The organism is Mesorhizobium sp. B1-1-1 (assembly GCF_006442955.1).
Taxonomy (GTDB): Bacteria; Pseudomonadota; Alphaproteobacteria; order Rhizobiales; family Rhizobiaceae; genus Mesorhizobium.
This window is the reverse complement of sequence record NZ_VFWW01000007.1, coordinates 121,402-146,652: the sequence shown is the minus strand read 5'-3', so window position 1 is coordinate 146,652 and position 25,251 is coordinate 121,402. Positions and strand designations below refer to the sequence as shown.

Annotated in this window: 29 protein-coding genes and 1 riboswitch; of the genes, 19 read left to right on the top strand and 10 right to left on the bottom strand. The window is 63.4% G+C overall.

Translation table 11 applies throughout. The annotated features are described in order from the left end of the window. Positions 1-53: 53 nt before the first annotated feature. The 3 genes from FJ986_RS16025 to FJ986_RS16015 are packed head-to-tail and all read right to left on the bottom strand — an operon-like array spanning position 54 to position 1,136. Complete coding sequence (locus tag FJ986_RS16025) at positions 54-545, bottom strand: GNAT family N-acetyltransferase (RefSeq protein WP_246681805.1); 492 nt, start codon at positions 543-545, stop codon at positions 54-56. 8 nt (positions 546-553) lie between these two features. Further along, positions 554-850 carry a DUF1778 domain-containing protein gene (locus FJ986_RS16020; protein ID WP_348640448.1) on the bottom strand — a complete coding sequence of 99 codons (297 nt, stop codon included), beginning with the start codon at positions 848-850 and terminating at the stop codon, positions 554-556. A 49-nt stretch (positions 851-899) separates the two neighbouring features. Next, a complete protein-coding gene (locus tag FJ986_RS16015) occupies positions 900-1,136 on the bottom strand; it encodes a hypothetical protein (protein WP_140674983.1) in 237 nt (78 codons plus the stop codon). 227 nt (positions 1,137-1,363) lie between these two features. Between FJ986_RS16015 and FJ986_RS16010 the strand changes: the two genes are divergently transcribed. Continuing rightward, positions 1,364-3,133: an acyl-CoA dehydrogenase gene (locus tag FJ986_RS16010; protein WP_140559372.1), complete on the top strand. Its 1,770-nt coding sequence runs from the start codon at positions 1,364-1,366 to the stop codon at positions 3,131-3,133. A gap of 19 nt (positions 3,134-3,152) precedes the next feature. After that, positions 3,153-3,902, top strand: a complete 750-nt coding sequence (locus FJ986_RS16005) for a crotonase/enoyl-CoA hydratase family protein (RefSeq protein WP_140674980.1) — start codon at positions 3,153-3,155, stop codon at positions 3,900-3,902. A 135-nt stretch (positions 3,903-4,037) separates the two neighbouring features. Here FJ986_RS16005 and pdxH read toward each other — a convergent pair whose 3' ends face one another. After that, positions 4,038-4,655, bottom strand: coding sequence for a pyridoxamine 5'-phosphate oxidase (gene pdxH / locus FJ986_RS16000; RefSeq protein ID WP_140498039.1), 618 nt, complete (start codon positions 4,653-4,655; stop codon positions 4,038-4,040). Between the two features lie 40 nt (positions 4,656-4,695). On the opposite strand from pdxH, the gene FJ986_RS15995 reads away from it, so the two are divergent. From FJ986_RS15995 to FJ986_RS15980, 4 genes are all read left to right on the top strand, one after another. After that, a complete protein-coding gene (locus FJ986_RS15995; protein ID WP_140514798.1) occupies positions 4,696-5,157 on the top strand; it encodes an RT0821/Lpp0805 family surface protein in 462 nt (153 codons plus the stop codon). Between the two features lie 98 nt (positions 5,158-5,255). After that, the gene (locus FJ986_RS15990) at positions 5,256-6,203 is read left to right on the top strand and encodes a DnaJ C-terminal domain-containing protein (protein ID WP_140580765.1); all 948 of its coding nucleotides are present in this window, start codon (positions 5,256-5,258) and stop codon (positions 6,201-6,203) included. A gap of 105 nt (positions 6,204-6,308) precedes the next feature. Then, positions 6,309-7,127, top strand: a complete 819-nt coding sequence (gene fabI / locus FJ986_RS15985; RefSeq protein ID WP_140514802.1) for an enoyl-ACP reductase FabI — start codon at positions 6,309-6,311, stop codon at positions 7,125-7,127. Between the two features lie 51 nt (positions 7,128-7,178). After that, complete coding sequence (locus tag FJ986_RS15980) at positions 7,179-7,766, top strand: histidine phosphatase family protein (protein ID WP_140559375.1); 588 nt, start codon at positions 7,179-7,181, stop codon at positions 7,764-7,766. Between the two features lie 106 nt (positions 7,767-7,872). On the opposite strand, the gene FJ986_RS15975 is transcribed toward FJ986_RS15980, so the two are convergent. Then, entirely contained in the window at positions 7,873-8,133 is a 261-nt protein-coding gene (locus FJ986_RS15975; protein ID WP_140498049.1) for a DUF1344 domain-containing protein, read from the bottom strand. A gap of 182 nt (positions 8,134-8,315) precedes the next feature. Between FJ986_RS15975 and aroC the strand changes: the two genes are divergently transcribed. Together aroC and ribB are read left to right on the top strand one after the other, a co-directional pair. Next, positions 8,316-9,437: a chorismate synthase gene (gene aroC, locus FJ986_RS15970; protein ID WP_140514806.1), complete on the top strand. Its 1,122-nt coding sequence runs from the start codon at positions 8,316-8,318 to the stop codon at positions 9,435-9,437. Positions 9,438-9,562: 125 nt separating this feature from the next. Further along, the gene (gene ribB / locus FJ986_RS15965) at positions 9,563-10,663 is read left to right on the top strand and encodes a 3,4-dihydroxy-2-butanone-4-phosphate synthase (RefSeq protein ID WP_140514808.1); all 1,101 of its coding nucleotides are present in this window, start codon (positions 9,563-9,565) and stop codon (positions 10,661-10,663) included. 50 nt (positions 10,664-10,713) lie between these two features. On the opposite strand, the gene FJ986_RS15960 is transcribed toward ribB, so the two are convergent. Beyond that, on the bottom strand, positions 10,714-11,937 hold the full coding sequence (locus tag FJ986_RS15960) for an MFS transporter (protein ID WP_140674977.1): 1,224 nt from the start codon (positions 11,935-11,937) through the stop codon (positions 10,714-10,716). Between the two features lie 120 nt (positions 11,938-12,057). Here FJ986_RS15960 and FJ986_RS15955 point away from each other — a divergent pair, with 120 nt between their 5' ends. Beyond that, positions 12,058-12,663, top strand: a complete 606-nt coding sequence (locus FJ986_RS15955; protein WP_140498058.1) for a TetR/AcrR family transcriptional regulator — start codon at positions 12,058-12,060, stop codon at positions 12,661-12,663. Between the two features lie 45 nt (positions 12,664-12,708). Here FJ986_RS15955 and bluB read toward each other — a convergent pair whose 3' ends face one another. Then, positions 12,709-13,461 carry a 5,6-dimethylbenzimidazole synthase gene (gene bluB, locus FJ986_RS15950; RefSeq protein ID WP_140520811.1) on the bottom strand — a complete coding sequence of 251 codons (753 nt, stop codon included), beginning with the start codon at positions 13,459-13,461 and terminating at the stop codon, positions 12,709-12,711. Positions 13,462-13,509: 48 nt separating this feature from the next. Beyond that, positions 13,510-13,690: riboswitch (cobalamin riboswitch) on the bottom strand. Positions 13,691-13,811: 121 nt separating this feature from the next. On the opposite strand from bluB, the gene FJ986_RS15945 reads away from it, so the two are divergent. From FJ986_RS15945 to FJ986_RS15920, 6 genes are all read left to right on the top strand, one after another. After that, positions 13,812-14,738, top strand: coding sequence for a histone deacetylase family protein (locus FJ986_RS15945; protein WP_140514813.1), 927 nt, complete (start codon positions 13,812-13,814; stop codon positions 14,736-14,738). Between the two features lie 3 nt (positions 14,739-14,741). Next, the gene (locus FJ986_RS15940) at positions 14,742-14,993 is read left to right on the top strand and encodes an exodeoxyribonuclease VII small subunit (RefSeq protein ID WP_140498064.1); all 252 of its coding nucleotides are present in this window, start codon (positions 14,742-14,744) and stop codon (positions 14,991-14,993) included. 98 nt (positions 14,994-15,091) lie between these two features. After that, positions 15,092-15,358, top strand: coding sequence for a DUF2277 domain-containing protein (locus FJ986_RS15935; protein ID WP_010914875.1), 267 nt, complete (start codon positions 15,092-15,094; stop codon positions 15,356-15,358). A 40-nt stretch (positions 15,359-15,398) separates the two neighbouring features. Next, positions 15,399-16,319, top strand: coding sequence for a pirin family protein (locus FJ986_RS15930; protein ID WP_140498066.1), 921 nt, complete (start codon positions 15,399-15,401; stop codon positions 16,317-16,319). A gap of 77 nt (positions 16,320-16,396) precedes the next feature. Beyond that, entirely contained in the window at positions 16,397-18,334 is a 1,938-nt protein-coding gene (gene dxs, locus FJ986_RS15925) for a 1-deoxy-D-xylulose-5-phosphate synthase (protein ID WP_181167649.1), read from the top strand. A 148-nt stretch (positions 18,335-18,482) separates the two neighbouring features. Further along, positions 18,483-18,776 (top strand): hypothetical protein, encoded by a 294-nt coding sequence (locus FJ986_RS15920; RefSeq protein ID WP_140674975.1) that lies wholly within the window; start codon positions 18,483-18,485, stop codon positions 18,774-18,776. A gap of 26 nt (positions 18,777-18,802) precedes the next feature. On the opposite strand, the gene FJ986_RS15915 is transcribed toward FJ986_RS15920, so the two are convergent. Then, complete coding sequence (locus FJ986_RS15915; protein WP_140674972.1) at positions 18,803-19,204, bottom strand: GFA family protein; 402 nt, start codon at positions 19,202-19,204, stop codon at positions 18,803-18,805. A 174-nt stretch (positions 19,205-19,378) separates the two neighbouring features. Here FJ986_RS15915 and FJ986_RS15910 point away from each other — a divergent pair, with 174 nt between their 5' ends. The 3 genes from FJ986_RS15910 to FJ986_RS15900 all read left to right on the top strand — a co-directional run bounded on the left by FJ986_RS15910 (position 19,379) and on the right by FJ986_RS15900 (position 21,810). Next, complete coding sequence (locus FJ986_RS15910) at positions 19,379-20,143, top strand: TlyA family RNA methyltransferase (RefSeq protein WP_140674969.1); 765 nt, start codon at positions 19,379-19,381, stop codon at positions 20,141-20,143. Beyond that, a complete protein-coding gene (locus FJ986_RS15905) occupies positions 20,140-21,375 on the top strand; it encodes a class I SAM-dependent RNA methyltransferase (RefSeq protein ID WP_140674965.1) in 1,236 nt (411 codons plus the stop codon). The genes FJ986_RS15910 and FJ986_RS15905 overlap by 4 nt, the downstream gene beginning before the upstream one ends. Positions 21,376-21,525: 150 nt before the next feature. Next, a complete protein-coding gene (locus tag FJ986_RS15900; RefSeq protein WP_140494980.1) occupies positions 21,526-21,810 on the top strand; it encodes a hypothetical protein in 285 nt (94 codons plus the stop codon). 21 nt (positions 21,811-21,831) lie between these two features. Here FJ986_RS15900 and tldD read toward each other — a convergent pair whose 3' ends face one another. Both tldD and FJ986_RS15890 read right to left on the bottom strand, forming a co-directional pair. Then, on the bottom strand, positions 21,832-23,244 hold the full coding sequence (gene tldD, locus FJ986_RS15895) for a metalloprotease TldD (protein WP_140494978.1): 1,413 nt from the start codon (positions 23,242-23,244) through the stop codon (positions 21,832-21,834). 164 nt (positions 23,245-23,408) lie between these two features. Next, positions 23,409-23,954, bottom strand: a complete 546-nt coding sequence (locus tag FJ986_RS15890; RefSeq protein WP_140494976.1) for an invasion associated locus B family protein — start codon at positions 23,952-23,954, stop codon at positions 23,409-23,411. A gap of 258 nt (positions 23,955-24,212) precedes the next feature. Between FJ986_RS15890 and coxB the strand changes: the two genes are divergently transcribed. After that, entirely contained in the window at positions 24,213-25,229 is a 1,017-nt protein-coding gene (gene coxB / locus FJ986_RS15885) for a cytochrome c oxidase subunit II (protein WP_181171573.1), read from the top strand. The last annotated feature ends 22 nt before the right edge of the window (positions 25,230-25,251 follow it).

Below are 25,251 nucleotides of genomic sequence, written 5' to 3'. Positions count from 1 at the left end.
GCAAATCCTGGACCGCTATGGTTAAGGATTCGCTTTCAAGGCAATGCGGTCCGTCAGCCGAACAGCTTCAACGCCGTCGCTACCGATAGGAACAGCGACAACCGCCGGTCTTGAAATGGCCTGAAACCATATTTGCAATAGAAGGCGGCGGCCTTGTCGTCCTTTGCGTCGACGATCAGTGCGAAGGAAGCAGGAGCAGCTTGGGCGCAGCGCCGAAGTGCATCCACGATCAGTATCGATCCTACTCTTTGTCCCTGATATCGGGTATCGACTGCCAACCTTCCGATCAATATGGCGGGCAGGACCGGGTAACGCGGTAGGCGTCTTGTCAGGTCTTCCGGCAGGGAAGTGATGGGCACACTTGACGCTGCAAGAGTGTAGTATCCGGCAATGAGACCGACATCACGGTCCGCGGCGACAAAGCAGTTGCTAACTCGGCGTTTGACGTCCTGGCTTGCCAGCTCGTGTAGATATTGGTCGAGTGCCAGCACGCCGCAGCTGAATGCCTTACGATCATACGATCCGGCCAGCGGCTCGATGATCAAGCCTAGACTCACCGGGATTCGACGACAACTCGCTTGTAGGCGTCGGCGGCTTTGCGCAGCGCTTCATTAGGTTCGGGCGGATTGAGAATGGCCTCTGCCAGAGCGAGCTGATCCTCGATGGACAGGCGGATGATAGCGGTCTCCTCAATGGTGCGTTGTGCAGCTTCCTGCGCTGCGGAGACGACGAAGTCGCTGACGCTGCGGCCCTGGATTTCGGCGGCACGTTTCACCACACTCAGCATATCCGGGGATATCCGAGCTTCGAGACGGGAGGTACGGGTCAGTTGGTTTGTCCTTGCGATCACCTCTAGCACAGTATGTACGGGATTTACCCGTACATATCAAGTGCGACGGTCAGCGCCGGCCGAATGGCTGAATTTCAAACGGATCCGGCGCCGGGCCCTGTTGCAACGTGCCTTCGGCCGCGCGTTTGCGATGATGGGCGAGCGAGCATTTCGGCGAGCACAATATACCGCGATCCGACCAATAGGCGGCGCCGTTTTCCAATTCGCCATGATAGTACGAGAACCCCGCCGCCCGGTAGGGCAGGCCGCACTCGATACAACGGTAGGCGTCAGGTCTGGCAAGCATGAGTTGGTTTCCAGTCGGCTGGTTCTGGTCTGTTGCCGGTCGATTTTGACCCGGCGTCCATCGCATTTAATACGAGCCGGCGCGATTACAAAATCAGCGTGACAAAATTTGACGTTTACGTAAAAAGAAGATGGGCGATCGCCCAAAGGCGAATACGGTGTGTGGCAAGCAGGTCCCACTCAGGTCCTAGGATCAGCCTGGCCGATGCATCAGGAGGAGCGAGCGGCATGTATCTGGCACCGGTCGAGGACATCGCGTTCACCCTCAAGCATGTGGCCGGCCTGAAGCCTGCCCTCGATGACGGCACGTTCGGCGATCTCGGCGAGGATCTCGTCGACGCCGTTCTTAGCGAGGCCGGCCGCTTCGCCACCGAAGAGGTCGCGCCGCTCTACAAGATCGGCGACGAGCACGGCGCGGTGCTGAAGGACGCGGCAGTGACCATGCCGCCGGGCTGGAAGGAACTTTATCGCCGCTGGATCGACGGCGGCTGGAACGCGCTCTCCGGCCCGGAAGGATATGGCGGGCAGGCGCTTCCGACCATGCTCGGCGTCGCCGCGCTCGAAATGTGGAATTCCGCCGCCATGGCCTTCGGCATTGGCCCGACGCTGACCATGGGTGCGGTCGAGGCGCTCGACAAGCACGCTTCGGAAGAGCTCAAGGCCAAGTATCTCGCAAAGCTCGTCTCCGGCGAGTGGATGGGCACGATGAACCTGACTGAGCCGCAGGCCGGCTCGGACCTCGCTGCCTTGCGCACGCGCGCCGAACCGGCCCGCGACGGCACCTACCGCATCTTCGGCCAGAAGATATTCATCACCTATGGCGAGCATGATCTCACCGACAATATCGTCCATCTGGTACTGGCGCGGCTGCCTGACGCGCCTGCGGGCACGCGCGGCATCTCGCTCTTCCTGGTGCCGAAATTCCTGGTCGGCGCGGACGGCTCGCCTGGCGCACGCAACGACGTCTTCTGTTCGGGCCTCGAGCACAAGCTCGGCATCCATGCCTCGCCGACCTGCACCATGATCTATGGCGACGGTTTTCAGGGCGCCAAGCCCGGCGCCATCGGATGGCTGATCGGCGAGGAGAACAAGGGGCTGGCCTGCATGTTCACCATGATGAACAATGCCCGCCTCGCCGTCGGCATGCAGGGCGTGGCGGTCGCGGAAGCCGCGACCCAGAAGGCGATTGCCTATGCCAATGAGCGCCGCCAGGGCAAGGCGGCGGATTACGCCGGTGCCGGCATGGCGCCGATCGTCCATCACCCCGACGTGCAGCGCAATCTCCTGACCATGAAGGCGCTGACGCAGATCGCGCGGGCGATCAGCTATTCCTGTGCCCATGCCATCGACCTGGCGCGCGTATCGTCTGGTGACCAGGCGGCGCATTGGCGCGACCGGGCCAACCTGTTGACGCCGCTTGCCAAGGCTTTTTCGACCGATATCGGCGTCGAGGTCGCCTCGCTTGGCGTCCAGGTCCATGGCGGCATGGGTTTCATCGAGGAGACGGGGGCTGCGGCACTCTATCGCGACGCCCGCATCGCGCCGATCTACGAGGGCACCAACGGCATCCAGGCGATCGATCTGGTGACCCGAAAACTGCCGCTCGGCGGCGGCGAGCATGTGCACGGCTTCATCGCCGAGCTTGCCGCTGTCGCCAGCGCCGTGCGGACATCGAATCTCGAAGGGTTTGGCCATACGGCCGATGCTCTCGACCGCGGGCTCGACGATCTGACGCAAGCGACACGTTTCCTGCAAAAACTGTCGGCCGATGGCCGGACTGGCGAGGCGCTTGCCGGCGCGACACCCTATCTCCGGCTGGTCTCGCTTGCAGCCGGCGGCGCCTACTTGGCGCGGGGCGCCGTTGCCGATCACGGCCGCGTCGCCCTTTGCCGCTTTTTCGCCGAAAACCTGCTCGGCGAGACAAGTGCCTTGAAGGAGCGCGTTGTCGACGGCGCCGCAAGCCTCGCCGCTGCCGGCAAGACATTGATTTCCGCCTGACGTTCACAAGGAAAGAACCGTGACAGACCATATCCTCGTCGAGCGCCAGGGCGCCATGCAGATCATCCGCATAAACCGCCCGGACAAGAAGAACGCGCTGACGCGCGCCATGTACGCCAAGATGTCGCAAACCTTGGCCGAAGGGGATGCGGATCCGGCAATTCGCGTCCATGTCTTTCTCGGCGTGCCCGGTGCCTTCTCCTCCGGCAACGACCTCGCCGATTTCATGGTCGTCGCGACTGGCGGCGAAGGCGGCACGGAAGTCTGGGATTTCCTGACGGCGCTGGCCAGGGTCGCAAAACCCATCGTCTCCGGTGTCGACGGCATCGCGGTCGGCATCGGCACCACGCTCAATTTGCACTGCGACCTGACCTTCGCCACGCCGCGCACCGTGTTCAGGACACCCTTCGTCGACCTCGGCCTTGTGCCCGAAGCGGGATCGAGCCTGCTGGCGCCGCGCATCCTGGGCCAGCAGGGCGCGTTCGCGCTGCTCGGCCTTGGCGAAGGCTTGTCGGCCGAACGCGCCAAGGCCGCTGGTCTGATCTACGAAGTTGTCGAGGAAGGAGCGCTGGAGGCGTCGGTTCTGGCGGCCGCCGGCCAGATCGCCGCCAAGCCGCCGCAGGCGCTCAGGATCGCGCGCGACCTGATGCGCGGCTCTCGCGAGGACCTCGTCGCCCGCATCAACGTGGAAAGCGAGCATTTTCGCGAGCGGCTGAAATCGGACGAAGCCCGCGCTGCACTGACGGCATTCATGACCAGAAAAAAATAGTTCGGCCCCCGCCTCCCTTAGATGGGGAGGTCGGCCCGCAGGGTGGGGTGGAGCGCCGACCTATCCCGCGTGCCTCGGTCGCCACTGGCCAGCCCGGGCTAGGCGCAGTGAGGATGTCGGCGCTAGTTTACAAACTCAGGGATAAAGCCGCGTCTTCTCCCAACCGCCCCCGGCATTGCGCGAAAACACCACGCGGTCATGCAGCCGAAACGGTCTGTCGTGCCAGAACTCGATCGTCTTCGGCACGATGCGGAAACCCGACCAGTGTTTTGGGCGCGGAATCTCGCCGATGGCGTAGCGGGCCGTGTATTCGGCCACCGCCTTTTCCAGCGCGAACCGGCTTTCCAGCGGCCGCGACTGTTTCGAGGCCCAGGCGCCGATGCGGCTGCCGCGCGGCCGTGTCGCGTAATAGGCGTCGGCTTCGGCATCGCTGACGATCTCCACCGGCCCGCGCACGCGCACCTGGCGGCGCAGCGATTTCCAGTGGAAGCACATCGCCGCCTTCATGCTGCCTAGGATCTCCCGGCCCTTGGCGCTTTCGAAATTCGTGTAGAACACAAAGCCGCTCTCATCGAACCCCTTGAGCAGCACCATCCGCACATCCGGCATGCCCTCGGCATCGACGGTTGCCAACGCCACGCCGTTGGGGTCGTTCATTTCGCTTTTGGTGGCGTCGTCCAGCCATGCGGCAAAAAGGCGAAACGGCTCGGCGGCCTCGGTAAAGTCACCGCTTGTTAACTCAGTCTCACTCATAGTTTTTCTCAAATTTTCATCAAACAGGGGAGGTTGCCGATTGTCGCGTATCGCGCAAGCTTTTGACAGCAGGCAAGGCAGCCTATTTGCTTCAGCCAGCGCCAAAGCCGCGATCATGATGATTGCCTTGCCGCTTGCCGCATGTGGCGCGGGCGGCTTCAGCCTGCAAAAGGCCGAGGTCGATCGCTCGATCCTGACCGGCAGCATTTCGGCTCCAGCCGCGCCGGCCGATTCGGACCGCGATTCCGACCAGACGACGATCGGCAACGCGGTGTCCTCCGCCGACATCGAGCAGCTCGGCGGTCAAGCCGTGCCGTGGGCCAATGCCGGTACGGGTTCGCGCGGCTCAATTACCGAACTGGCGGAATTGAAGGACGGGGGCCAGACCTGCCGCCGCTTCAAGGCTTCGCGCGAAAGCTTTGACGGCGTTGCCATGTTCGCGGGCGAACTTTGCCTGGCCAGCGCCGGCGGCTGGCGCATGCAGGACTTCAGGGCGCTTTGAGCTTCCACCTTTGAATAACGTCCAGCACTGGAATTTCTTCCTATGCGAGCGCATATAAGAGGCGACTATGGACTCACTCTTTCTCCAGGGCAGGAAGCATGCGCGACCCCTATGAGGTGCTGGGCGTTGCAAAGAACGCATCGGCCAAGGACATAAAATCGGCGTACCGCAAACTCGCCAAGAAGCACCATCCGGACCAGAATCCGAATGATCCCAAGGCGAAGGACCGTTTTGCCGCGGCCAATCAGGCCTATGAGATCGTCGGGGACGAGAAGACCCGCGCCGCTTTCGATCGGGGCGAGATCGACGCCGACGGCAAGCCGCGTTTCCAGGGCTTCGAGGGCGCCCCCGGTGGCGGTGACCCCTTCGCCGGTTTTCGTCGCCAGCAGCAGGGAGCCGGCGGTTCGCGATTCGAGTTCCGCTCCGGACGCCCGGGCGGCGATCCGTTCGACGGCAACAGCGATATCTTCAGCCAGATTTTTGGCGACGTCTTCTCCGGCTCGCGCGGCCCCGGCCAAAGCGGGGCAGGAATGGGTGACCGCCGCCAGCCGGCAACCGCCGCCGACCTGAATGTCACGCTCGACATCACCATCGAGGAAGCGGCGAACGCTGAAAAGGTCACGGCGATGTTCCCTGACGGCCGCAAGGTGGCGGTCAAGCTGCCGGCCTATGTCGAGGACGGGCAGACCATCCGGCTGAAGGGGCAGGGCGAGCAAGGGCCGGGCCAGCCCGGCGACGCGTTGGTCAAGATCCGCTTCCGCCGGCATCCGCGCTACCGCCTGGAGGGCCGCGACCTGCATGCCGATTTGCCGGTGGGGCTGGCCGATGCCGTGCTTGGCGCCAAGGTGGCCGTAGAAACGCCGACCGGCAAGCTCGCGGTCAACGTTCCCGCCTGGTCGAGCTCGGACAAGGTCCTGCGCCTGAAGGGCAGGGGCCTGCCGGAAAAGGCCGGCGGCCACGGTGATCTCTACGCCCATGTGCGCATCATGCTGCCAGAAGGCGGCGACAGCGCGCTCGAAGGGCTGTTGCGCAGCCAAAAAGGCTGATTGGCGGCTCTTGTCCCCGAACTGTCCCGTTTGAGCGCTTGAAGGGGCTCTGTGCCTGTGCGATAGGGCTCTCCACAAATAAGAAATCTTGCGGAGAGCACGCATATGGCGGGTGGACAGGGCCTGATGGCCGGCAAACGCGGCCTGATCCTCGGCGTCGCCAACAACAGGTCGATCGCCTACGGCATCGCCAAGGCATGCGTCGACCACGGCGCCGAGATCGCGCTGACCTATCAGGGTGAAGCGTTCAAGAAGCGGGTCGAGCCACTGGCTGCGGAACTCGGCGCCTTTGTCGCCGGCCATTGCGATGTGACCGATCCGGCGAGCCTCGACGACGTTTTCGCAAATGTCGCCAATCATTGGGGCAAGCTCGACTTCCTCGTCCATGCCATCGCTTTTTCCGACAAGGACGAACTGACCGGCCGCTATGTCGAGACGACGCGCGATAATTTCCTGCGCACGATGGATATTTCGGTCTATTCCTTCACCACCATCGCCAAGCGCGCCGAGGCGCTGATGACCGATGGCGGTTCGCTTTTGACGCTGACCTATTACGGCGCCGAAAAGGTGATGCCGCATTACAACGTCATGGGCGTCGCCAAGGCCGCACTCGAGGCCAGCGTGCGTTACCTCGCCGTCGATCTCGGCGCCAAGAAGATCCGCGTCAACGCGATCTCGGCGGGCCCGATCAAGACGCTGGCCGCTTCCGGCATTGGTGACTTCCGCTACATCCTGAAGTGGAACGAGTACAATTCGCCGCTGAAGCAGACGGTCACCCAGGAAGAGGTCGGCGATTCCGGCGTCTATTTCCTGTCCGACCTGTCGCGCGGCGTCACCGGCGAAGTGCATCATGTCGATTCCGGCTATCACGTCGTCGGCATGAAGGCGGTCGACGCACCTGACATTTCGACAGTCAAGGATTAACTCCTCCGCCTATCCTCCGCCCAGGCCCTGGCCCGACCTCCGGAAGACCTGATGTACCCGCTGGTTTATATCGTGCGCCACGGCCAGACCGCGTGGAATGCCGAATTCCGGCTTCAGGGGCAGGCCGATACCGACATCAACGCGCTCGGCCGCGAGCAGGCGAGCGCAAACGGGCATCGGCTGGCTGACCTGATCTCCAATCCCGCAGAGTTCGATTTCGTCGCCAGCCCGATGCGGCGCACGCGCGAGACCATGGAGCGCATTCGCGCCGCCATGAAGCTCGACCCGGCTGCCTACGGGACCGACCCCCGCCTTGTTGAAGTGAATTTCGGCGATTGGCAGGGTTTCACCTTTGCCGAGCTGGAGACGCAATTTCCGGGTGCGAGCAGGACGCGTGCGCTGGACAAATGGAACTTTCAGCCGCCGGGCAAAGATGCCGAGAGCTACCAGATGCTGCTCGAGCGGGTAAAGCCGTGGTTCGACGCGCTCGAGCGCCAGACAGTCTGCGTGACGCATGGCGGCGTCATGCGCACCTTGTTTCGCTTCGTGCTTGACATGGCCGAGAACGATGCGGCGAAGCTGGCGATACCGCAGGACCGCGTGCTCAAGCTGGAAGGCGACAGCCTGGGGTGGCTTTAGGGACCCGGCACGATCCAGGAAGGCTCATGCAGGCTGCCGGTTGCGGGGTGCATAAAACGGCTGTAACGGCTCAACAAACGCCGAACAGCCGATTTGCATTGGAAGCCTAGTCGGAGTCGCTGTCAGGCAACTGCATATCGGTGACCACGTTTTCGCCATTGGTCACGTCATAGGCGATGACGATGTCCATGCCGGGCTTCAGCGCGTCGAGATCGGTTTCCGCGTTCAGCTTGTAGGATTTGCCGTCGTCCAGCGTCAGGGTCAGCGCGTCCTTGTCGATCTTCTTGATCAGGCCTTCGGTCTGCCCGGCGAAAGCGGCGGTGCAAAGCAGGAATGTGGCGGCAACAGCGCCAATCAGGGTACGCATCATCGTCCTCTTTGGTATTGCGCCGGCATGGGTAGCGGCGGATCCTCAACGGCGAATGGAGCAGAGCAGAAACCAATCGAATGTGTCAAAACTAAATCCGAAGATCACGGTTTGACCCCTGTGGAAAACGCCAATAGAAGGCAGGCTTCAGTCGGCTCCGATGCCGGGCAGGGCACTTTGCGATGTCTCACAACACGTTCGGCCATCTTTTCCGCGTCACCACCTGGGGCGAAAGCCATGGGGCCGCATTGGGCTGCGTGGTCGACGGCTGCCCACCCGGCATCCGCTTCACGCGTGACGAAATCCAGGCCGAACTCGACAAGCGCCGGCCCGGCCAGTCGCGCTTCGTCACGCAGCGCCGTGAGCCTGACGAAGTGAAGGTGCTGTCGGGCTTCATCCTTGACGATGACGGCGAGACGATGATCGCGACAGGTACGCCGATCTCCATGCTGATCGAGAATGTCGACCAGCGCTCGAAGGACTATGGAGAGATCGCCCGCCAGTACAGGCCGGGCCATGCGGACTACACCTATGACGTCAAATACGGCGTGCGCGACTATCGCGGCGGCGGCCGATCCTCGGCGCGCGAGACCGCGGCTCGGGTCGCCGCCGGAGCCCTCGCCCGCAAGGTCGTGCCGGGCATGGTGGTGCGCGGTGCACTGGTATCGATGGGCGAGAAGTCGATCGACCGCGCCAACTGGAACTGGAATTTCATTGGCGACGCGGACAATCCGTTCTTCACGCCGGATCCGGCGTCCGTTCCCGTTTTCACGAGCTATCTCGACGGCATCCGCAAGGCGGGTTCCTCCGTCGGCGCCGTGATCGAGATCGTCGCCGACGGCGTTCCGGCCGGCCTCGGCGCGCCGATCTACGCAAAGCTCGACCAGGATATCGCGTCAGGCCTGATGTCGATCAACGCCGTCAAGGGCGTCGAGATCGGCAACGGCTTCGAGGCCGCCCGCATCACCGGCGAACAGAATGCCGACGAGATGCGTATCGGCAATGACGGCCAGCCGGTGTTCCTGTCCAACAATGCCGGCGGCATCCTTGGCGGCATCTCGACCGGCCAGGCGATCATCGCCCGCTTCGCCGTCAAGCCGACGTCTTCAATCCTGACGCCCCGGAAGTCGATCGACAAGGACGGCAACGACGTCGAAGTGATGACCAAGGGTCGCCATGATCCGTGTGTGGGCATTCGCGCCGTACCGATCGGCGAGGCGATGGTTGCCTGCGCAATCGCCGACCATTATCTGCGGCACCGAGGACAGACAGGCAAGGAAGGCAGTAGGGCAGTAGGGCAGTAGGGCAGTCTGTTAAGCTGCCCGCGAGACGAGCAATTTTTCCTTTCCCTTACTCCCTTACTCCCTTACTCCCTTACTCCCTTACTGCCCTATTCCCCTACTCCCTTGCGAGCGAAGCGAGCATTTCCATGTCTTACGACCAGAAAAAGATCGTCGAAGCAATCCGCGCCTTCGAGCGGGGCGAGATCGTCGTCGTCATGGATGATGACGGGCGCGAGAACGAGGGCGACCTGATCGTCGCCGCCGTCCATTGCACGCCGGAAAAGATGGCCTTCATCGTGCGCAACACTTCGGGCATCGTCTGCACGCCGATGCCGCGCGAGGAGGCCAAGCGCCTCAACCTTGCGCCGATGGTCGCCGACAATGATTCGGCGCACACCACCGCCTTCACGGTTAGCGTCGATTTCAAGCACGGCACCACGACTGGCATTTCAGCTGACGACCGCACGCTGACCGTGCGCAATCTCGCCAACGGCAATGTCGGCGCCTCCGATTTCGTCCGCCCCGGCCACATCTTCCCGCTCATCGCGCGCGAAGGCGGCGTGCTTATGCGTTCGGGCCATACCGAGGCGGCCGTCGATCTGTGCAAGCTCGCCGGCCTGCCGCCGATCGGCGTGATCTCGGAACTGGTCAATGATGACGGCACCGTCAAGCGCGGCCCGCAGGTCGCGGCTTTTGCCGAGGAGCACGGCCTCAAGCAGGTCTCGGTCGCCGACCTCATCGCCTATCGGCAACGCAAGGAAACACTGGTCGAACGCGTGGCATGCTCCGAGATCGACACGCTCGGCGGCAAGGCGCAAGTCTTCACCTACACGCTGCCCTGGGATTCCATGCATCATGTCGCCGTCGTCTTCGGCGACATCCGCGATGGGGAAGAGGTGCCTGTGCGTCTGCACTCCGAGGACGTGGTGACCGACGTCTTCGGCACCAGCCACCGGCTGGACGCCATCATGAAGGCGATGGGCGAGCGCAAGCGCGGCGTCATCGTCTATCTGCGCGAGGGCTCGGTCGGTGTCGCCCACCAGGAGCGCAACCGGCCGGCGAGCGGCGACCGGGAGGACCACGAAGAGGCGCGCCGCCGCGAGAATGAATGGCGCGAGATCGGGCTCGGTGCTCAGATCCTGAAGGATCTCGGCATTTCCTCGATCAATTTGATCGCCTCGCGCGAGCGCCACTATGTCGGCCTCGAAGGTTTTGGCATCCACATCGCCAAGACCGAGATTCTCTAGGTTCGACGGCGGCAATAGCGTCCGATCCGCTGAACCGGACGCGTCATGGTTCATTCCGCGGCAGCGACGGCCGCTTCACACCCATCCAACTCGCATTTGTGAGTGGCAAGACTGCGCTGGCCGAGCAGCACCGTGACCAGCGCGATGCCGCCCGCGACCACCGAGACCCAGAACCCGTTCTGGGCGCCGAACGCATCCACCACCGCGCCGGCGGCGAAAGAGCCCAGCGCCATGCCGATGCCGATTCCCGTTGTCACCCAGGTAATGCCCTCGGTCAGCATCGCTTCCGGCACATGCCGTTCGATCAGGCCGAATGCCGTGATGAAAGTCGGCGAGATCGCCACGCCGCTGATGAAGACGGTCAGCGCCAAAATCGGCACGCTGTCGGCGGTGAGCGGCAAAATCGTGCTGACTGCGATGATGGCGACCGCGACGGTCAGCTGGCGCTGTAGCGGCGTCTTGAGGTTGAGCGCGCCGACCACGATGCCCAACACGAACGATCCCAGCGCATAGACGCCGATCACCAGGCTTGCGGCACCGGCTTGGCCGAACTCCTTGGTGATCGCCACCGTGCTCACTTCCGTCGTCGCGAAGGTCGCGCCGATGAAGATTAGGGCGAAGGTGATGATCTGTACCGGCCGCAGGCGGATTGCCGAGCCAGTCGAACCATGGTCCACCGGCCGCACTTTCGGCTCCGTCGATCGCTGCAGGATGAATGCTATCGAGCCCAAAGCGAGAAACAACGTGCTCGCCAGCATGCCTGCTTCCGGAAACAGCGCCGCACTGAGGCCCACCGACAGCGACGCGCCGGCGATATAGACCAGCTCGTCGGCCGCCGATTCGAAGGCGAAGGCGGTGTTCATCTCCGGCCGGCCGCGAAAAAGCTCGGTCCAGCGCGCGCGCACCATTGCCGGCATGCTGGGCATGGCCGCTGCCAGCAGCGCCGACACGAACATTGTCCATACCGGCCAATCCTGGTTGGCCGACGCAATCAGCAGCAGGAATGCCAGCACGGAGATGATGGTGGTGGGCACGACGATCCATGTCTGGCCGAGGCGGTCTACCAGCCTGGAGATCTGCGGCGCCAGGAAAGCGTTGGCCAGCGCGAATGTCGCCGAGACGGCACCCGCCAGCCAGTATTCGCCACGCGTCTGCGACAGCATCGCCACGATGCCGATCGGCGCCATGGCGATCGGCAGGCGCGCCATGAAGCCTGCAGCGGCAAAGCCCTTGGCGCCAGGGGCTCGAAAGATCTCGGAATAGGGGTTCTGCATGATCCGTTCCTCGACAAAAGGCGATTCGGAAATTACATACGATGCGTATGAATACTAAATAGATCATACGTCGCGTATGTCAATTGGCATACGTGACGTATGTAGATAAGGCCAGAAGAGATGCACAAGCCCCGCAGGGAAATGATCGCCGAAACGCGCGCCAAATTGATTGCCGCGGCCCGGCATGCGTTCGGAACGATCGGTTATGCCGAGGCATCGATGGATGATTTCACCGCATCGGCAGGGCTGACGCGCGGTGCGCTCTATCATCATTTCGGGGACAAGAAGGGGCTTTTGCAGGCGGTCATCGCCGAGATAGACGCCGAGATGGCGGCACGGGTGAATGAGGTTGCAGCGAAAGCACCGACCCGCTGGCAAAGCTTCGTCGACGAATGCACGAGCTACATCGAAATGGCGCTGGAGCCGGAAATCCAGCGCATCATGTTTCGGGACGGTCCGGCCGTGCTGGGGGATCCCGCGCAATGGCCGAACGCCAATGCCTGCGTCGCGTCGATGACCGATCACCTGACGACGCTGCAGGGCGACGGGGTGGTTGTCCCGGGCGTAGACCCCGAGACCGCGGCACGGCTGATCAACGGGGCGAGCAGCCAGGCGGCGCAGCGGATCGCCAATTCGAACGACCCGGAAGCGACGTCGAAGACCGTGGTGGCGGCATTCAAGCAACTGCTCGAAGGATTGTTGAGGAAGGATGCCGGAGCCGCCTGACGACGGCAGGCCGCCGGCAGCGCGCTGCGCATGCCGTATCGGCAATCAAATCAAGGGTTTGTCAGACTTTTCGCATGTTGCCGCCTTGAGGCGTGCGATCGTTGATTTGAGCGGAACTTCGCCCTGTCCGCAAAACGTCTCGCTCATGATCAGCTCGGGCAGCGGCAGCCGCCGCCCCCAGCCATGTGTTTCGAGGTCCGGTTTCGGCGCGAACTCCGAGACACGGCCGACACAGAGATAGGCCACCGGCGTCACATGCTCGGGAATCGACAGAAGGCCTTTCAACGCCTGCGCCTCGATAATGCTGACCCAGCCAACGCCGACGCCTTCGGCGCGCGCCGCCAGCCAGAAATTCTGCACCGCGCAGACCGTGCTGTAGAGATCCATCTCGGGATTGTGCCAGCGTCCCAGCGGCGAACCCTGTGAGCGTCGGCGGTCGCAGGTGATACAGATATTGAGCGCGCTTTCGCAGATGCCTTCCAGCTTGAGCTTGCGGTAGAGCGCCCGCCGCTCTTCCTCGATCGCCGGCAATTCCTGCTCGCGCGCCGCGAGGAACAGGTCGCGCACCTGTTCCCGTCGTTCGGTGCCACGAATGACGATGAAATTCCATGGCTGCATGAAGCCGACCGATGGCGCGTGATGGGCGGCAAGCAGCAGCCGCGCCAAGACCTCGTCGTCGACGGCCTCTGATGTAAAATGGCTGCGGACATCGCGCCGCGTGAACATGGCGCGGTAGACCGCATCGCGCGCCATCTGGTCGAATCCGTCACCCACGGGGATGGTCATATTGTCCGGCATCGCTTGTCCCCTTGCGATTGCAATCAACTGCCGTCCGCCTGACCATGCGGATGACGATGCCTGCCAGGCCGGTCTTCTGGCTCGGGATCAACCCGCATCCGGCGCCTTCCCGTCATCGACAGTGGCATTTACCGGCGCGGTCCCCCTTACAGCGTTGGGCACGCCACGGTATCAAACCGTGTTCCCGATTCTCCCGCTCGCGGCGGGCACCAGGCAGTGGCGGGGACTTTACGACGAAGCCCCTGCGCCGCCAATCCCCGCGGCGACGCGAACGGACGCAAGCGCGATTTTCCCCAACCATCAGGCCGCAACGCATGGCCATCGCCGCGCCGGGGCACTAGATAGGGAGCATGGCCACTCGTCTCTACACCCATCCGATCTTCCTCGAGCACATCACGCCACCCGGCCATCCGGAGCGGCCGGACCGCTTGCGCGCCATTGAGCGCGTGCTCGACGACGAGGCTTTTGCCGCGCTCGACCGCCTCGAGGCGCCACAAGGCGATGAGGCCACCATTCTCTACGCGCATCCCGAGGATTTCGTCGAGCGGGTACGCGCCGCCATTCCCGAGACGGGCATCGCCCGCATCGATGCCGACACAACGGCCAGCCCGAAGAGCTGGCAGGCGGCGATCACCGCGATCGGAGCCGCCAACGCCGCCGTCGACGACGTCTTTGCCGGCAGGGCAGACAACGTTTTCGTCGCCGCCCGGCCGCCCGGCCATCATGCCGAGAAAGCGACCGCGATGGGCTTCTGCCTGTTCAACACGGCGGCCATCGCCGCACGTTATGCACAGCGCAAACACGATATCGAACGTGTCGCCATCGTCGACTGGGACGTGCATCACGGCAACGGCACGCAGGATGTTTTCTGGGACGATCCGTCCGTGCTTTATTGCTCGACGCACCAGATGCCGCTCTACCCCGGCACCGGAGCAAAGAACGAAACCGGCGCCGGCAACATCGTCAACGCGCCGCTTGCGCCGCAGACCGGCAGCGAGGCGTTCCGCGATGCCTTCCTGTCGCGCGTGCTGCCCTCGCTCGACAATTTTGCACCCGACCTGATCATTATTTCGGCCGGCTTCGATGCGCATCATCGCGACCCGCTGGCCGAGATCAACCTGACCGAGGATGATTTCGACTGGGCGACCGGCCAACTCATGCAGCGCGCGGCGCGCCACAGCGGCAACCGGCTCGTCAGCCTGCTCGAGGGCGGCTACGATCTGCAAGGATTGGCATTTTCGGTCGCCGCCCATGTCGGGCGACTGATGAAAGGATGAATGATGGCTGGTGAAACCAACGAAGACGTCAAGGCGATGAGCTTCGAACAGGCTCTCGACGCGCTGGAGAAGATCGTCGATGATCTGGAGCGTGGCGATGTGCCGCTCGACCAGTCCATTAGGATCTACGAGCGCGGCGAGGCGCTGAAGGTGCATTGCGACCGGCTGCTGAAGGCGGCCGAGGACAAGGTGGAGAAGATCAGGCTGTCCCGCGACGGCAAGCCGGTCGGGACGGAGCCGCTGGACGCGGATTGAGGCACGCAGCCGTCTCTCTGGTTTTTGACACGATCATGATTGAGGATAGAACGCGTCCCGATTGAAACGGCTCCAGGACAAGAGGAGATACGGAAGCGATGTGCAGAAACATCAAGACCCTGTTCAATTTTGATCCGCCGGCGACCAACGACGAGGTGCGCGATGCAGCCCTTCAATTCGTTCGCAAGCTGAGCGGAACGACGCGGCCTTCGAAGCAGAACCAGCACGCATTCGACCATGCCGTCGAGGCCATCGCGGCGTCGGCGCGCGAGCTTCTCGATTCGCTTGAAACCAACCAGCATCCGCGCAATCGCGAGGAGGTTGCGGCCAAGCTGCGGGCGAAGGCGGCGATCCGCTTTGCCTGATCTGGCCAAAGCAGCCATCGGCCGCTGACAAGGAGAGTTCATGAGCTTCTTTCCCGGGAAGGATCCTGAAGCCGGCGATGCCTTTGCCAGCGACCAGATCGAATTGATGGTCATTCCGAACGCCAAGGACATTGGCGGTTTTCAGGTTCGCCGCGCCTTGCCGACTGCCAAAAGGCGGCTGGTCGGTCCCTTCATCTTCTTCGACCGCATGGGCCCGGCCATCCTGCGTGCCGGTCAGGCGCTCGACGTCCGGCCGCATCCTCATATCGGCCTGTCGACGGTCACCTACCTGTTCGACGGCAGGATCAGGCATCGCGATTCGCTCGGCACCGAGATGGTGATCGAGCCGGGTGACGTGAACCTGATGACCGCCGGCCGCGGCATCGTCCATTCGGAGCGCACGCCGGAAGAACTGCGCGGCGCGCCGATGTCGATCTCGGGGCTGCAGACATGGTTGGCGCTGCCGGACGGCAAGGAGGAAGTGGCGCCGGTTTTCGAAAACACCGCTGTCGCGCGGCTTCCCGACATCGACGCGGAAGGCGTCAGCGGCCGCATCGTTATAGGCGATTTCCAGGGGCTGCGTTCCCCGGTGCGAGCCGATTCCGAGACGCTCTACGCCGACCTCAGGCTGGCGCCCGGCGCCAGCGTGAAAATCCCTGCTGACGCGGAAGAACGCGCCATCTATACGCTGGAAGGCGAGGTCTCGATTTCCGGCGACGTGTTTCCGGCGGAACGGCTTCTGGTGTTCCGGCCCGGCGACGAGATCGTCGTATCCTCACAGGCTGGTGCCCATTTCATGCTTTTCGGCGGTGCCTCGCTGGGCTCGAAGCGCTACATCTGGTGGAATTTTGTCTCGTCCTCCAAGGAGCGCATCGAACAGGCCAAGCAAGAATGGAAGACCGGCCGCTTCGACATCGTTCCCGGCGATGAGGAAGAGTTCATTCCACTGCCGGAAGGCTGAGGAAGTCGACGACGGGGCGTGCCTTTCGCGTCATTTGGCAGGCATTTACTTTCGCCTGCCGGCGGCCTATCCCGCGCATGAACAGAAGCTTGGGCCTACCCGTGAACGCAACGCCGCATACGCCGCTTCTCGACAAGGTCCGCATCCCGGCCGAGCTGCGCACGCTTTCCGAAAGCGAATTGCCGCAATTGGCATCAGAGCTCCGCCTCGAACTGATCGACGCGGTGTCGCGCACCGGCGGTCATCTCGGCGCCGGGCTTGGCGTGGTCGAACTGACCGTGGCGCTGCACTATGTCTTCAATACCCCCGATGACCGGCTGATCTGGGATGTTGGCCACCAGGCCTATCCGCACAAGATCCTGACCGGGCGCCGCGATCGCATCCGCACCCTGCGCCAGGAGGGCGGCCTCTCCGGCTTCACCCGCCGCACCGAGAGCGAATACGATCCGTTTGGCGCCGCCCACTCCTCGACGTCGATATCGGCCGGCCTCGGCATGGCGGCGGCCCGCGATCTTGCCGGCGGCCGCAACAATGTCATCGCTGTCATCGGCGACGGCGCCATGTCGGCCGGCATGGCCTACGAGGCGATGAACAATGCCGGCGCGCTCGATGCCCGCCTGATCGTCATCCTCAACGACAACGACATGTCGATCGCCCCGCCGACCGGCGCCATGAGCGCCTATCTGGCGCGCCTGGCCTCTGGCAAGGCCTATGTCGGCCTGCGCGACTTCGGCAAGAAACTGACCTCGTATCTTGGCAAGCGTGCCGACCGTGCCATCACCAGGGCGGTCGAGCATGCGCGCGGCTACGTCACCGGCGGCACGCTGTTCGAGGAGCTCGGCTTCTACCATATCGGTCCGATCGACGGCCACAATCTGGACCATCTGATCCCGGTGCTGAAAAATGTCCGTGACAATGGCAAGGGCCCCGTGCTGATCCATGTCGTCACCCAGAAGGGCAAGGGCTACGCGCCGGCCGAGGCCGCGGCCGACAAATATCACGGCGTCAACAAGTTCGACGTCATCACCGGCGCTCAGGCCAAGGCCCCGGCCAACGCGCCGGCCTATACCAAGGTGTTCGCCGAAAGCCTGATCCGGGAGGCCCAGGAGGACGAGCGCATCGTCGCCGTCACCGCCGCCATGCCGGGCGGCACCGGGCTTGACCTGTTCGGCGAAGTGTTTCCGGCCAGGACCTTCGACGTCGGCATCGCCGAACAGCATGCGGTGACGTTCGCGGCCGGCCTCGCGACCGAAGGCTACAAGCCGTTCGCGGCGATCTATTCGACCTTCTTGCAACGTGCCTACGATCAGGTCGTGCACGACGTGGCGATCCAGAAATTGCCGGTGCGCTTCCCCATCGATCGCGCCGGCTTCGTCGGAGCCGACGGCGCCACCCATTGCGGCGCCTTCGACACCACCTTCCTGGCCTCCCTGCCGGGCTTCGTCGTCATGGCGGCGGCCGACGAGGCGGAACTGCGCCACATGGTGCGCACCGCGGCAACCTACGATGACGGCCCGATCGCCTTCCGCTATCCGCGCGGCAATGGCGTCGGCGTTGACATGCCCGATCGCGGCTCGGTGCTCGAAATCGGCAAGGGCCGCATCATCAGGGAAGGCGGCAAGGTGGCACTCCTCTCCTTCGGCACGCGCTTGCAGGATTGCCTGATCGCGGCCGAGGAGCTGGGCGCGGCCGGGCTTTCGACCACCGTCGCCGATGCGCGCTTCGCGAAGCCGCTCGACGAGGACCTGATCCGACGGCTGGCCCGCTCGCACGAGGTTCTGGTCACGGTGGAGGAGGGCGCCGTCGGCGGCTTCGCCAGTCACGTTTTGCAGTTCCTCGCCCATGAGGGCCTGCTGGAAAGCGGCCTGAAAGTGCGCCCGCTTGTGCTACCGGACGTGTTTGCGGACCACGCCAAGCCGGAAAAGATGTATGCCGATGCCGGTCTCGATGCCGCCGGCATCGTCCATACGGTTTTCACCGCCCTCGGGCAGGCGGTCCGCGCCCAGCGCGCCTGACTCGACACATCAAGCGCTTGAATCGGTTTGCCGGCTCGATGTCGTAACGCATTGTTGACATTGCGGTTTGGCGTTTTGCTTACCGTGTCTCTTGCCCGTTTTTCAACGGCACGCTGCTAGGTTCTGGCCAGGCAGGGAGACAACAACAGTGAAGACGCTTCTGTGCGGCATGGCGATCCTGACCGCCATCGCAGCGCCGGCCATCGCCGGAACGCGCTACCACCGCAATCTCGAGAAGGCGGCCGTGGATATAGTCGCCAGCAGGATGGGGCATATCAGGGGCGGCTTCTCCTACAAGCAGCTGCCGCAGCTTGTTGTCCCGCCGGACGCCGCATCGGCATCCGCCGCGCCAGTCGAGCGCCCGCGCAGGGAAGTTGCCCGCGATCGGGATGACGGCCTGTCTCCCGCCGTCGAGCGTCAGGCTCCCCGCACCATCTTCTGATCTCGCCCAAATCAAAAGCACCCAAATCAAAACCACATGTCGCGCACGCAGCGGCCGTCGCGCGGCAGATCATCGTAGGTATCGAGACCGTCGAAATGGTCGATCGGCAGGCCGGCCACGGCTTCCGGCGGCGCAAGCCTTACATTGACGGCGATCCGCGTGCGGCCGGACTCGGCTGGGCGCAAACCGCGCCAGGCAAGCACGCACGCGCATGTGGGGCAGAACAGGATCTCGAGCGTGGGTTCGGCCTTGCCTGCACGTTTATAGCTTTTTGTCGGCCCCGCGACGCGGATACGTTCATCGACAAAGTCGTAGGCCCAGAGCGTGCCGTAACGTCGGCACAGCGTGCAGTTGCAAGCGGTGATCGGCCCGGGATCGCCCTTCAAGGTCCAGTGGGCCGCACCGCAATGGCAGGTTCCCGTCAGCATCCGTTCTCCTTCGCCTTCGGCAGCAAAACGGCGTTTCTTCCTTATCATCGTGGCCGACCTGATGCGATATGCGACTGGCCGCGAGCGGCTCCCTGCGGTCGCCGCCCTGGGGGATGTTGCTTCTCCCGCTCCAATATCCTTGCCTTCGCCGCCGGCTTTCGCCAAGGAAGACCGATGAATTTTCCCCCGCCAGCCAGCACGCGCCAGCGGCTCGACGATCTGCTCGTCCAGCGCGGCCTGTTTGCCAGCCGCTCGCGTGCCCGCGACGCGGTCGAGCGCGGCACGGTAACGGTGGACGGCGCTATTGCCCGAAAGCCTGGTCAGGCCGTGCAACCGGAATGCGTCATCGCCGTTGATGACCCGGCCCAAGGCTATGTCTCACGCGCGGCGCTGAAGCTGATCGCCGGGCTCGACCATTTCGGCCTCGATCCGGCCGGCTGTGAGGCGCTCGACATCGGCGCCTCGACCGGCGGATTCACCCAGGTCCTGCTCGAACGCGGCGCGACCCATGTCACGGCGATCGATGTCGGTCACGGACAGATGCATGCTGATATCGGCAAGGACGCGCGCGTGACGGTCATCGAGGGGCTGAACGCCCGCGATCTCTCAACCGCCGATCTTGGCGGCCGCAGTCCGGACTTCATAGTCTCCGACGTCAGTTTCATTTCACTGAAACTGGCCCTGCCGCCTGCGCTTGCCATCGCCAAGCCCGGTGCCGCAGCGATGTTTCTGGTCAAGCCGCAGTTCGAGGCGGGTCGCGAGGCGATCGGCAAGGGCGGCCTGCTGAAAGGCCCCTATCATGCCGCCCGTGTCGCTGGCTTGTTGCAGGATTGGCTGGATGCCGTGCCCGGCTGGCGCTCGCTCGGCTTGCATCTGTCGCCGATCGAGGGCGGTGACGGCAATCGCGAATTCCTGCTTGGTGGGGTCAAGGACCGATGAGCGCACGCTTCACCATCAAAAAGCTTGGCGCCCAGGGAGATGGCATCGCCGACACCGAAAGCGGCGATCTGTTCATTCCTTTCACGCTGCCAGGCGAGGTCGTCACCGCGGCGCGTGAAAGGGATCGCGCCACGCTGATGGCGCTGATCGAGGCCTCGCCCCTGCGCATCGAACCCGCCTGCCGACATTTCGGCGAGTGCGGCGGCTGCGCCCTCCAGCATTTGGAGGCGCAAGCCTATCAGCAGTGGAAGCGCGAGAAGGTCGTGCATGCGCTGAGAGGCATCGATTGCGAAATAGGCGGTCTGGTCGCCTGCGCGCCGCACACGCGCCGCCGCGTCGTGCTCGCCGCCAGGCGCACCGAAACAGGCATGCTGCTCGGCTTCAATCGCCATCTGTCGCCGGAAATCATTTCCATCTCCGAATGCCCGATCTCGCTGCCTGGGATCGTCAGCGCGCTCGACGGCTTGAGGGCACTCGCCGAATTGATCTGCGCCACCCCGAAATCGTTTCGCATGGCGGTCACAGTGACGGATTCCGGCCTCGACGTGGCGGTGCATGAATCGGGCAAGCTCGGCGAAAACCAGCGCCGCATAGCCGCCAATTTTGTCATTGCGCAGGGCTTTGCCAGACTGTCCATCGATGACGAGATCATCATCGAGCCGCAGAAGCCTGTCGTCATGTTCGGCAGCGTTGCCGTCGCGGTGCCGCCGGGCGCCTTCCTGCAGGCGACGGAGGCAGCCGAACGGACCATGGCCGATATCGTCGGCGGACATCTGAAACGTGCCAAAAAAATTGCCGATCTCTTCGCCGGCTGCGGCAGCTTCGCCCTGCGGTTGGCCGCGAGATCGGAAGTGCATGCGGTGGAGGGCGATGCGGCCGCACTTTCGGCGCTCGATCGGGGTTCACGCTTCGCCACCGGCCTGAAACGCGTGACCGGCGAGCGCCGAGACCTGTTCCGCCGTCCGCTGACGTTCAAGGAGTTAAACGCCTTTGATGGCGTTGTCTTCGATCCGCCCCGCGCGGGCGCGGAGGATCAGTCGAAGCAGATCGCCCGCTCGGATGTTCCATTCGTTGCCGCGGTCTCCTGCAACCCGGTGACGCTCGCGCGGGATTTGCGCATCCTCATCGACGGCGGCTACGCGGTGAAAAGCGTGACGCCGATCGATCAGTTTCTGTGGTCGCCCCATGTCGAGGCTGTTGCCTTGCTGGAGAAGCCGCGGAAAAGACGTTAGGCGCTTAGCCCTGCTCAGCGAGACTGGTCGCGTCATGCAGTCTGCCCCGAAATCCCAGCCAGATTTATCGCTAAAGTTGTGGATCATCGCCACTGCAGTTGAATCTGCCCTCGAAAAAGGCATAATCCAAGTTGGGATAAGGGGGAGAAGATGATTTCACCAGGTTTTGTTGCCGAGATTTTTGGTTCGGCTCTCATCATGGCGCTCACCGGTGCGGTGCTCGCTTGGATCTTGAGAAAATTCACGCGTGTGGGGCTGGTGCCATCCTATGCGCTTGGCGTCGCGGTCATGACGTTTGTCGGCGCTGCGCTCTATGTCTCGGGCCATGATGGGACCGTCGACTACCTGAGTGCATGGACCCAGTACGCGATCGGCGGCGTTATCGGCTTCCTGATCCTGTATGCCACGTCGCGCCGGTCTGTGAGCAAGACCTAGCAGACTGGCCACGAGGCGGCTTCAAACCCTTGTGCCGCCGACCGTCATCTGGTCCATTCTGAGGTGCGGCTGGCCGACGCCGACCGGCACGCCCTGTCCAGCCTTGCCGCACATGCCGATGCCGTTGTCGAGCTTCATGTCATTGCCGATCATCGAAACGCGGTGCATGGCGTCGGGCCCGTTACCGATCAGCATTGCGCCCTTGATCGGCTGCGTCACCTTGCCGTTCTCGATCATGTAGGCTTCGGTGCAGCCGAACACGAACTTTCCGGAGGTGATGTCGACCTGGCCGCCGCCGAAGGAGACGGCATAGATGCCGTTCCTGACCGAGGCGATGATCTCGTCCGGCTCCATGTCGCCCGATGTCATGTAGGTGTTGGTCATGCGCGGCATCGGCTGGTGCGCGTAGCCCTCGCGCCTTCCGTTGCCGGTGGCCCGCATGCCCATCAGCCGGGCGTTCTGGCGGTCCTGCATGTAACCGACCAGCTTGCCGTCCTCGATCAGCACGTTGCGCGCCGAAGGCGTGCCTTCATCGTCGACGGTGAGCGACCCGCGTCGTTCCGCGATCGTGCCGTCATCGACGACGGTGACGCCCTTTGCCGCCACCTGCTGGCCCATCAGGCCGGCGAAAGCGGATGTCTTCTTGCGGTTGAAGTCGCCTTCCAGCCCGTGGCCGACGGCCTCGTGCAGCATGACGCCGGGCCAGCCGCTGGAGAGCACGATGTCGAAAGTGCCGGCCGGCGCCGGTACGGCTTCGAGATTGACCAGCGCCTGACGCAGCGCCTCCTTGGCGGCGTGCTTCCAGCTGTCCTCGACGAGGAAGTCGCCGAACGCCTTGCGTCCGCCCATGCCGTAGGAGCCGCTTTCCTGGCGGTCGCCGTCGCCGACCACCACCGACACGTTCACCCTGACCAGCGGCCGGATGTCGCGCACCACCTGGCCGTCGGCGCGCACGATCTCGACATGCTGCCAGGACGAGGTCAGCGATGCCGAGACCTGGCGCACGCGCGGATCCTCGGCGCGCAGCCATGCGTCGACTTCCTGCAACAGCTTCGCCTTGGCCTCGAAGGAAGGGGAGGGGATCGGGTTCTCATCGCCATAGAGATGGCGGTTGGTGCGGGCGGGCGCGGCGGCAAGCGTTCCGGAATAACCGCCCTTGACGGTCGAGACGGCGTTAGCCGCGCGTCGCAGCGAAGCCTCGGACAGGTCGCTGGAGTGGGCATAGCCGCTGGCTTCGCCGGCAACCGCGCGTAGGCCGAAACCCTGGTCGGTGTTGAAATTGGCCGTCTTCAGCCGACCGTTGTCGAACATCAGCGCTTCGCTCTCGCTGTATTCGACGAACAACTCGCCATCGTCGGCGCCGTTGATGGTCTCTGCGACGATCTCCTTGACGCGATCGTCGGAAATATCGAATTGGCCGATAAGGCTGTTCATGGCGTATGTCCGTGGATGAATGGTTATATCCGGGATGTAGGCGCGAAGCCGCGCCCAGACAATCGCCAATCGTCATTCAAATGCAGGGCGGCGGCGTCCCGGATCTATCCCAGGTCCGGAAAACCTATCGTTGATCGGCAGCTCCCGGGTCGAGGCGCGGGAGTCTACGGCAGGGCCGCAAATCCGTCGGCAAAACCCTTGAGGTCCACCGGGATGCCGATGCCTTCTTCTGGCGTCTGGAAGACGATGAACGTGGCCGACGTGCCGGTCTTCAGCGTATCGAGCAGCGGCTTCTCGAGAATGACCTCAGCGTAGCAGCCGTCCTGGAAGCAGCGCACGAAATAAGCGCGGCCGATATCCTTGCCGTCGACATTGAGGCCGAGCCCGTTGGGCAAGAGCACGCCGAGCGGCGCCAGCACGCGCAGGATCTCCGCCTTGTTGTCGGCGGTGCGCAGCACCACGACCGACAGCCCCATCTCGGGGCGGTCCTCGGCGACGACGTTCTGCATCATCACGCATTGTTCGGACGTGGCGCCGGCCGGCGTGTCGCAGATGATCGACCACGCGCCATGGGTCGAGCGCACCGTGCCGCTCGGCTGGGCCGCGTTGGCCTGGCCGGCGGCCGACAAGCCGGCGACGGACAAGGCGGCGAGAAAGATGACCTTCGCCAAGGGGCTCGAAAGCCCAAATCCCGACAGCCAAGAGTTCATGACGGCTCCATTGCGAATCACGGCACTTTAAGCCGCGCCAAAGCCAAGTAAAGGACGAGACAGCGGCCGAGCCGCCACGAAAATGCCCATGCGGCGCTTTTCCTAGCCAATTTCGCCCGAATTACGACGCCAGGCGCGCCGGCCGGCAGCAAGCAGCCAATCCGTCGAACATAGCCGATTCGCCATGGCGGCCGCCGCCTTCAAAGATGCATTCCGGCTTGCGCGCAAAAATGCCGCACGGTTTCCTCCGCTCCTTTCTTGCGGAGGGAAAAAGAGTATGGTTTGAACCAGCTTGAGACAGTCGGGATTCCCGTCCCGGCATTGTTCGTTATTCTCGTGGACACAGCCGCGAGGAACTGGGAGACGAAGAGGGCGATGAGAAATTTCCTGGCAAACGCCAAGTTTCCAGCAAGTGCCAAGTTTCTAAGCGCTTGTGCCGTTACCACGTTTTTCGCCGGCACGGCCGCCCATGCCGATCAGCCCGTCGAGTGGGAGACGACCTTCCAGGCGCCGGCAACCGACATGATGCGCCAGATCGAGTGGTTCGGAAACTACACGATGTGGTTCATCATCCCGATCACCGCCCTGGTATTGGTCCTTCTGATCTACTGCATCGTGAAATTCCGCGCGAGCGCCAACCCGGTTCCGTCCAAGACCAGCCACAACACGCTCATCGAGGTGATCTGGACTGTCGGTCCTGTCGTCGTCCTGCTCTGCCTCGCCATCCCCTCGTTCCAGCTCTTGACCGCGCAGTACACGCCGCCGGAAGAAGCTAAGCTCACCGTCAAGGCGACGGGCAACCAGTGGAACTGGGATTACGAATACCAGACCGACAACACGCTCTCGTTCAACTCGGCGATCCTCCAGGATGGCGACCGTGCCGCCGCCGGCAAGGAAGATCGCAAGGTCTATCCGCGCCTGCTTGCCGTCGACAACGAGATGGTGGTGCCCGTCCACACGATGACCCGGGTGCTCGTCACCGCGACCGACGTGATCCATTCCTTCGCCATGCCGTCCTTCGGCATCAAGATCGATGCCATTCCCGGCCGCACCAACGAGACCTGGTTCAAGGCGGAGAAGGAAGGCCTCTACTACGGCCAGTGCTCGCAGCTCTGCGGCAAGGACCATGCCTTCATGCCGATCGCCATCCGCGTCGTCTCCGACGCGCAGTTCAAGACCTGGCTGGCTGCGGCCAAGACCGATCTGCCCGGCGCCAACAAGACGCTGATGGCCGAGGTCGATGGCCAGAACAAGGTAGCGGCCGCCGGCAACTGATGCCGCGGGTTAGCAAGATTTA

Bases quoted from the DNA above. Each gene is read 5' to 3' on its own strand.
- ribB (WP_140514808.1), top strand. From the start codon at position 9,563: ATGTCTTACGACCAGAAAAAGATCGTCGAAGCAATCCGCGCCTTCGAG.
- fabI (WP_140514802.1), top strand. From the start codon at position 6,309: ATGGCGGGTGGACAGGGCCTGATGGCCGGCAAACGCGGCCTGATCCTC.
- FJ986_RS15890 (WP_140494976.1), bottom strand. From the start codon at position 23,954: ATGAACTCTTGGCTGTCGGGATTTGGGCTTTCGAGCCCCTTGGCGAAG.
- FJ986_RS15990 (WP_140580765.1), top strand. From the start codon at position 5,256: ATGCGCGACCCCTATGAGGTGCTGGGCGTTGCAAAGAACGCATCGGCC.
- FJ986_RS15935 (WP_010914875.1), top strand. From the start codon at position 15,092: ATGTGCAGAAACATCAAGACCCTGTTCAATTTTGATCCGCCGGCGACC.
- FJ986_RS15940 (WP_140498064.1), top strand. From the start codon at position 14,742: ATGGCTGGTGAAACCAACGAAGACGTCAAGGCGATGAGCTTCGAACAG.
- FJ986_RS15975 (WP_140498049.1), bottom strand. From the start codon at position 8,133: ATGCGTACCCTGATTGGCGCTGTTGCCGCCACATTCCTGCTTTGCACC.
- dxs (WP_181167649.1), top strand. From the start codon at position 16,397: ATGAACAGAAGCTTGGGCCTACCCGTGAACGCAACGCCGCATACGCCG.
- tldD (WP_140494978.1), bottom strand. From the start codon at position 23,244: ATGAACAGCCTTATCGGCCAATTCGATATTTCCGACGATCGCGTCAAG.
- FJ986_RS15905 (WP_140674965.1), top strand. From the start codon at position 20,140: ATGAGCGCACGCTTCACCATCAAAAAGCTTGGCGCCCAGGGAGATGGC.
- FJ986_RS15910 (WP_140674969.1), top strand. From the start codon at position 19,379: ATGAATTTTCCCCCGCCAGCCAGCACGCGCCAGCGGCTCGACGATCTG.
- FJ986_RS16015 (WP_140674983.1), bottom strand. From the start codon at position 1,136: ATGCTTGCCAGACCTGACGCCTACCGTTGTATCGAGTGCGGCCTGCCC.
- FJ986_RS15960 (WP_140674977.1), bottom strand. From the start codon at position 11,937: ATGCAGAACCCCTATTCCGAGATCTTTCGAGCCCCTGGCGCCAAGGGC.
- FJ986_RS16010 (WP_140559372.1), top strand. From the start codon at position 1,364: ATGTATCTGGCACCGGTCGAGGACATCGCGTTCACCCTCAAGCATGTG.
- FJ986_RS15900 (WP_140494980.1), top strand. From the start codon at position 21,526: ATGATTTCACCAGGTTTTGTTGCCGAGATTTTTGGTTCGGCTCTCATC.
- FJ986_RS15955 (WP_140498058.1), top strand. From the start codon at position 12,058: ATGCACAAGCCCCGCAGGGAAATGATCGCCGAAACGCGCGCCAAATTG.
- FJ986_RS15945 (WP_140514813.1), top strand. From the start codon at position 13,812: ATGGCCACTCGTCTCTACACCCATCCGATCTTCCTCGAGCACATCACG.
- aroC (WP_140514806.1), top strand. From the start codon at position 8,316: ATGTCTCACAACACGTTCGGCCATCTTTTCCGCGTCACCACCTGGGGC.
- FJ986_RS15930 (WP_140498066.1), top strand. From the start codon at position 15,399: ATGAGCTTCTTTCCCGGGAAGGATCCTGAAGCCGGCGATGCCTTTGCC.
- bluB (WP_140520811.1), bottom strand. From the start codon at position 13,461: ATGCCGGACAATATGACCATCCCCGTGGGTGACGGATTCGACCAGATG.
- pdxH (WP_140498039.1), bottom strand. From the start codon at position 4,655: ATGAGTGAGACTGAGTTAACAAGCGGTGACTTTACCGAGGCCGCCGAG.
- FJ986_RS15980 (WP_140559375.1), top strand. From the start codon at position 7,179: ATGTACCCGCTGGTTTATATCGTGCGCCACGGCCAGACCGCGTGGAAT.
- FJ986_RS15915 (WP_140674972.1), bottom strand. From the start codon at position 19,204: ATGCTGACGGGAACCTGCCATTGCGGTGCGGCCCACTGGACCTTGAAG.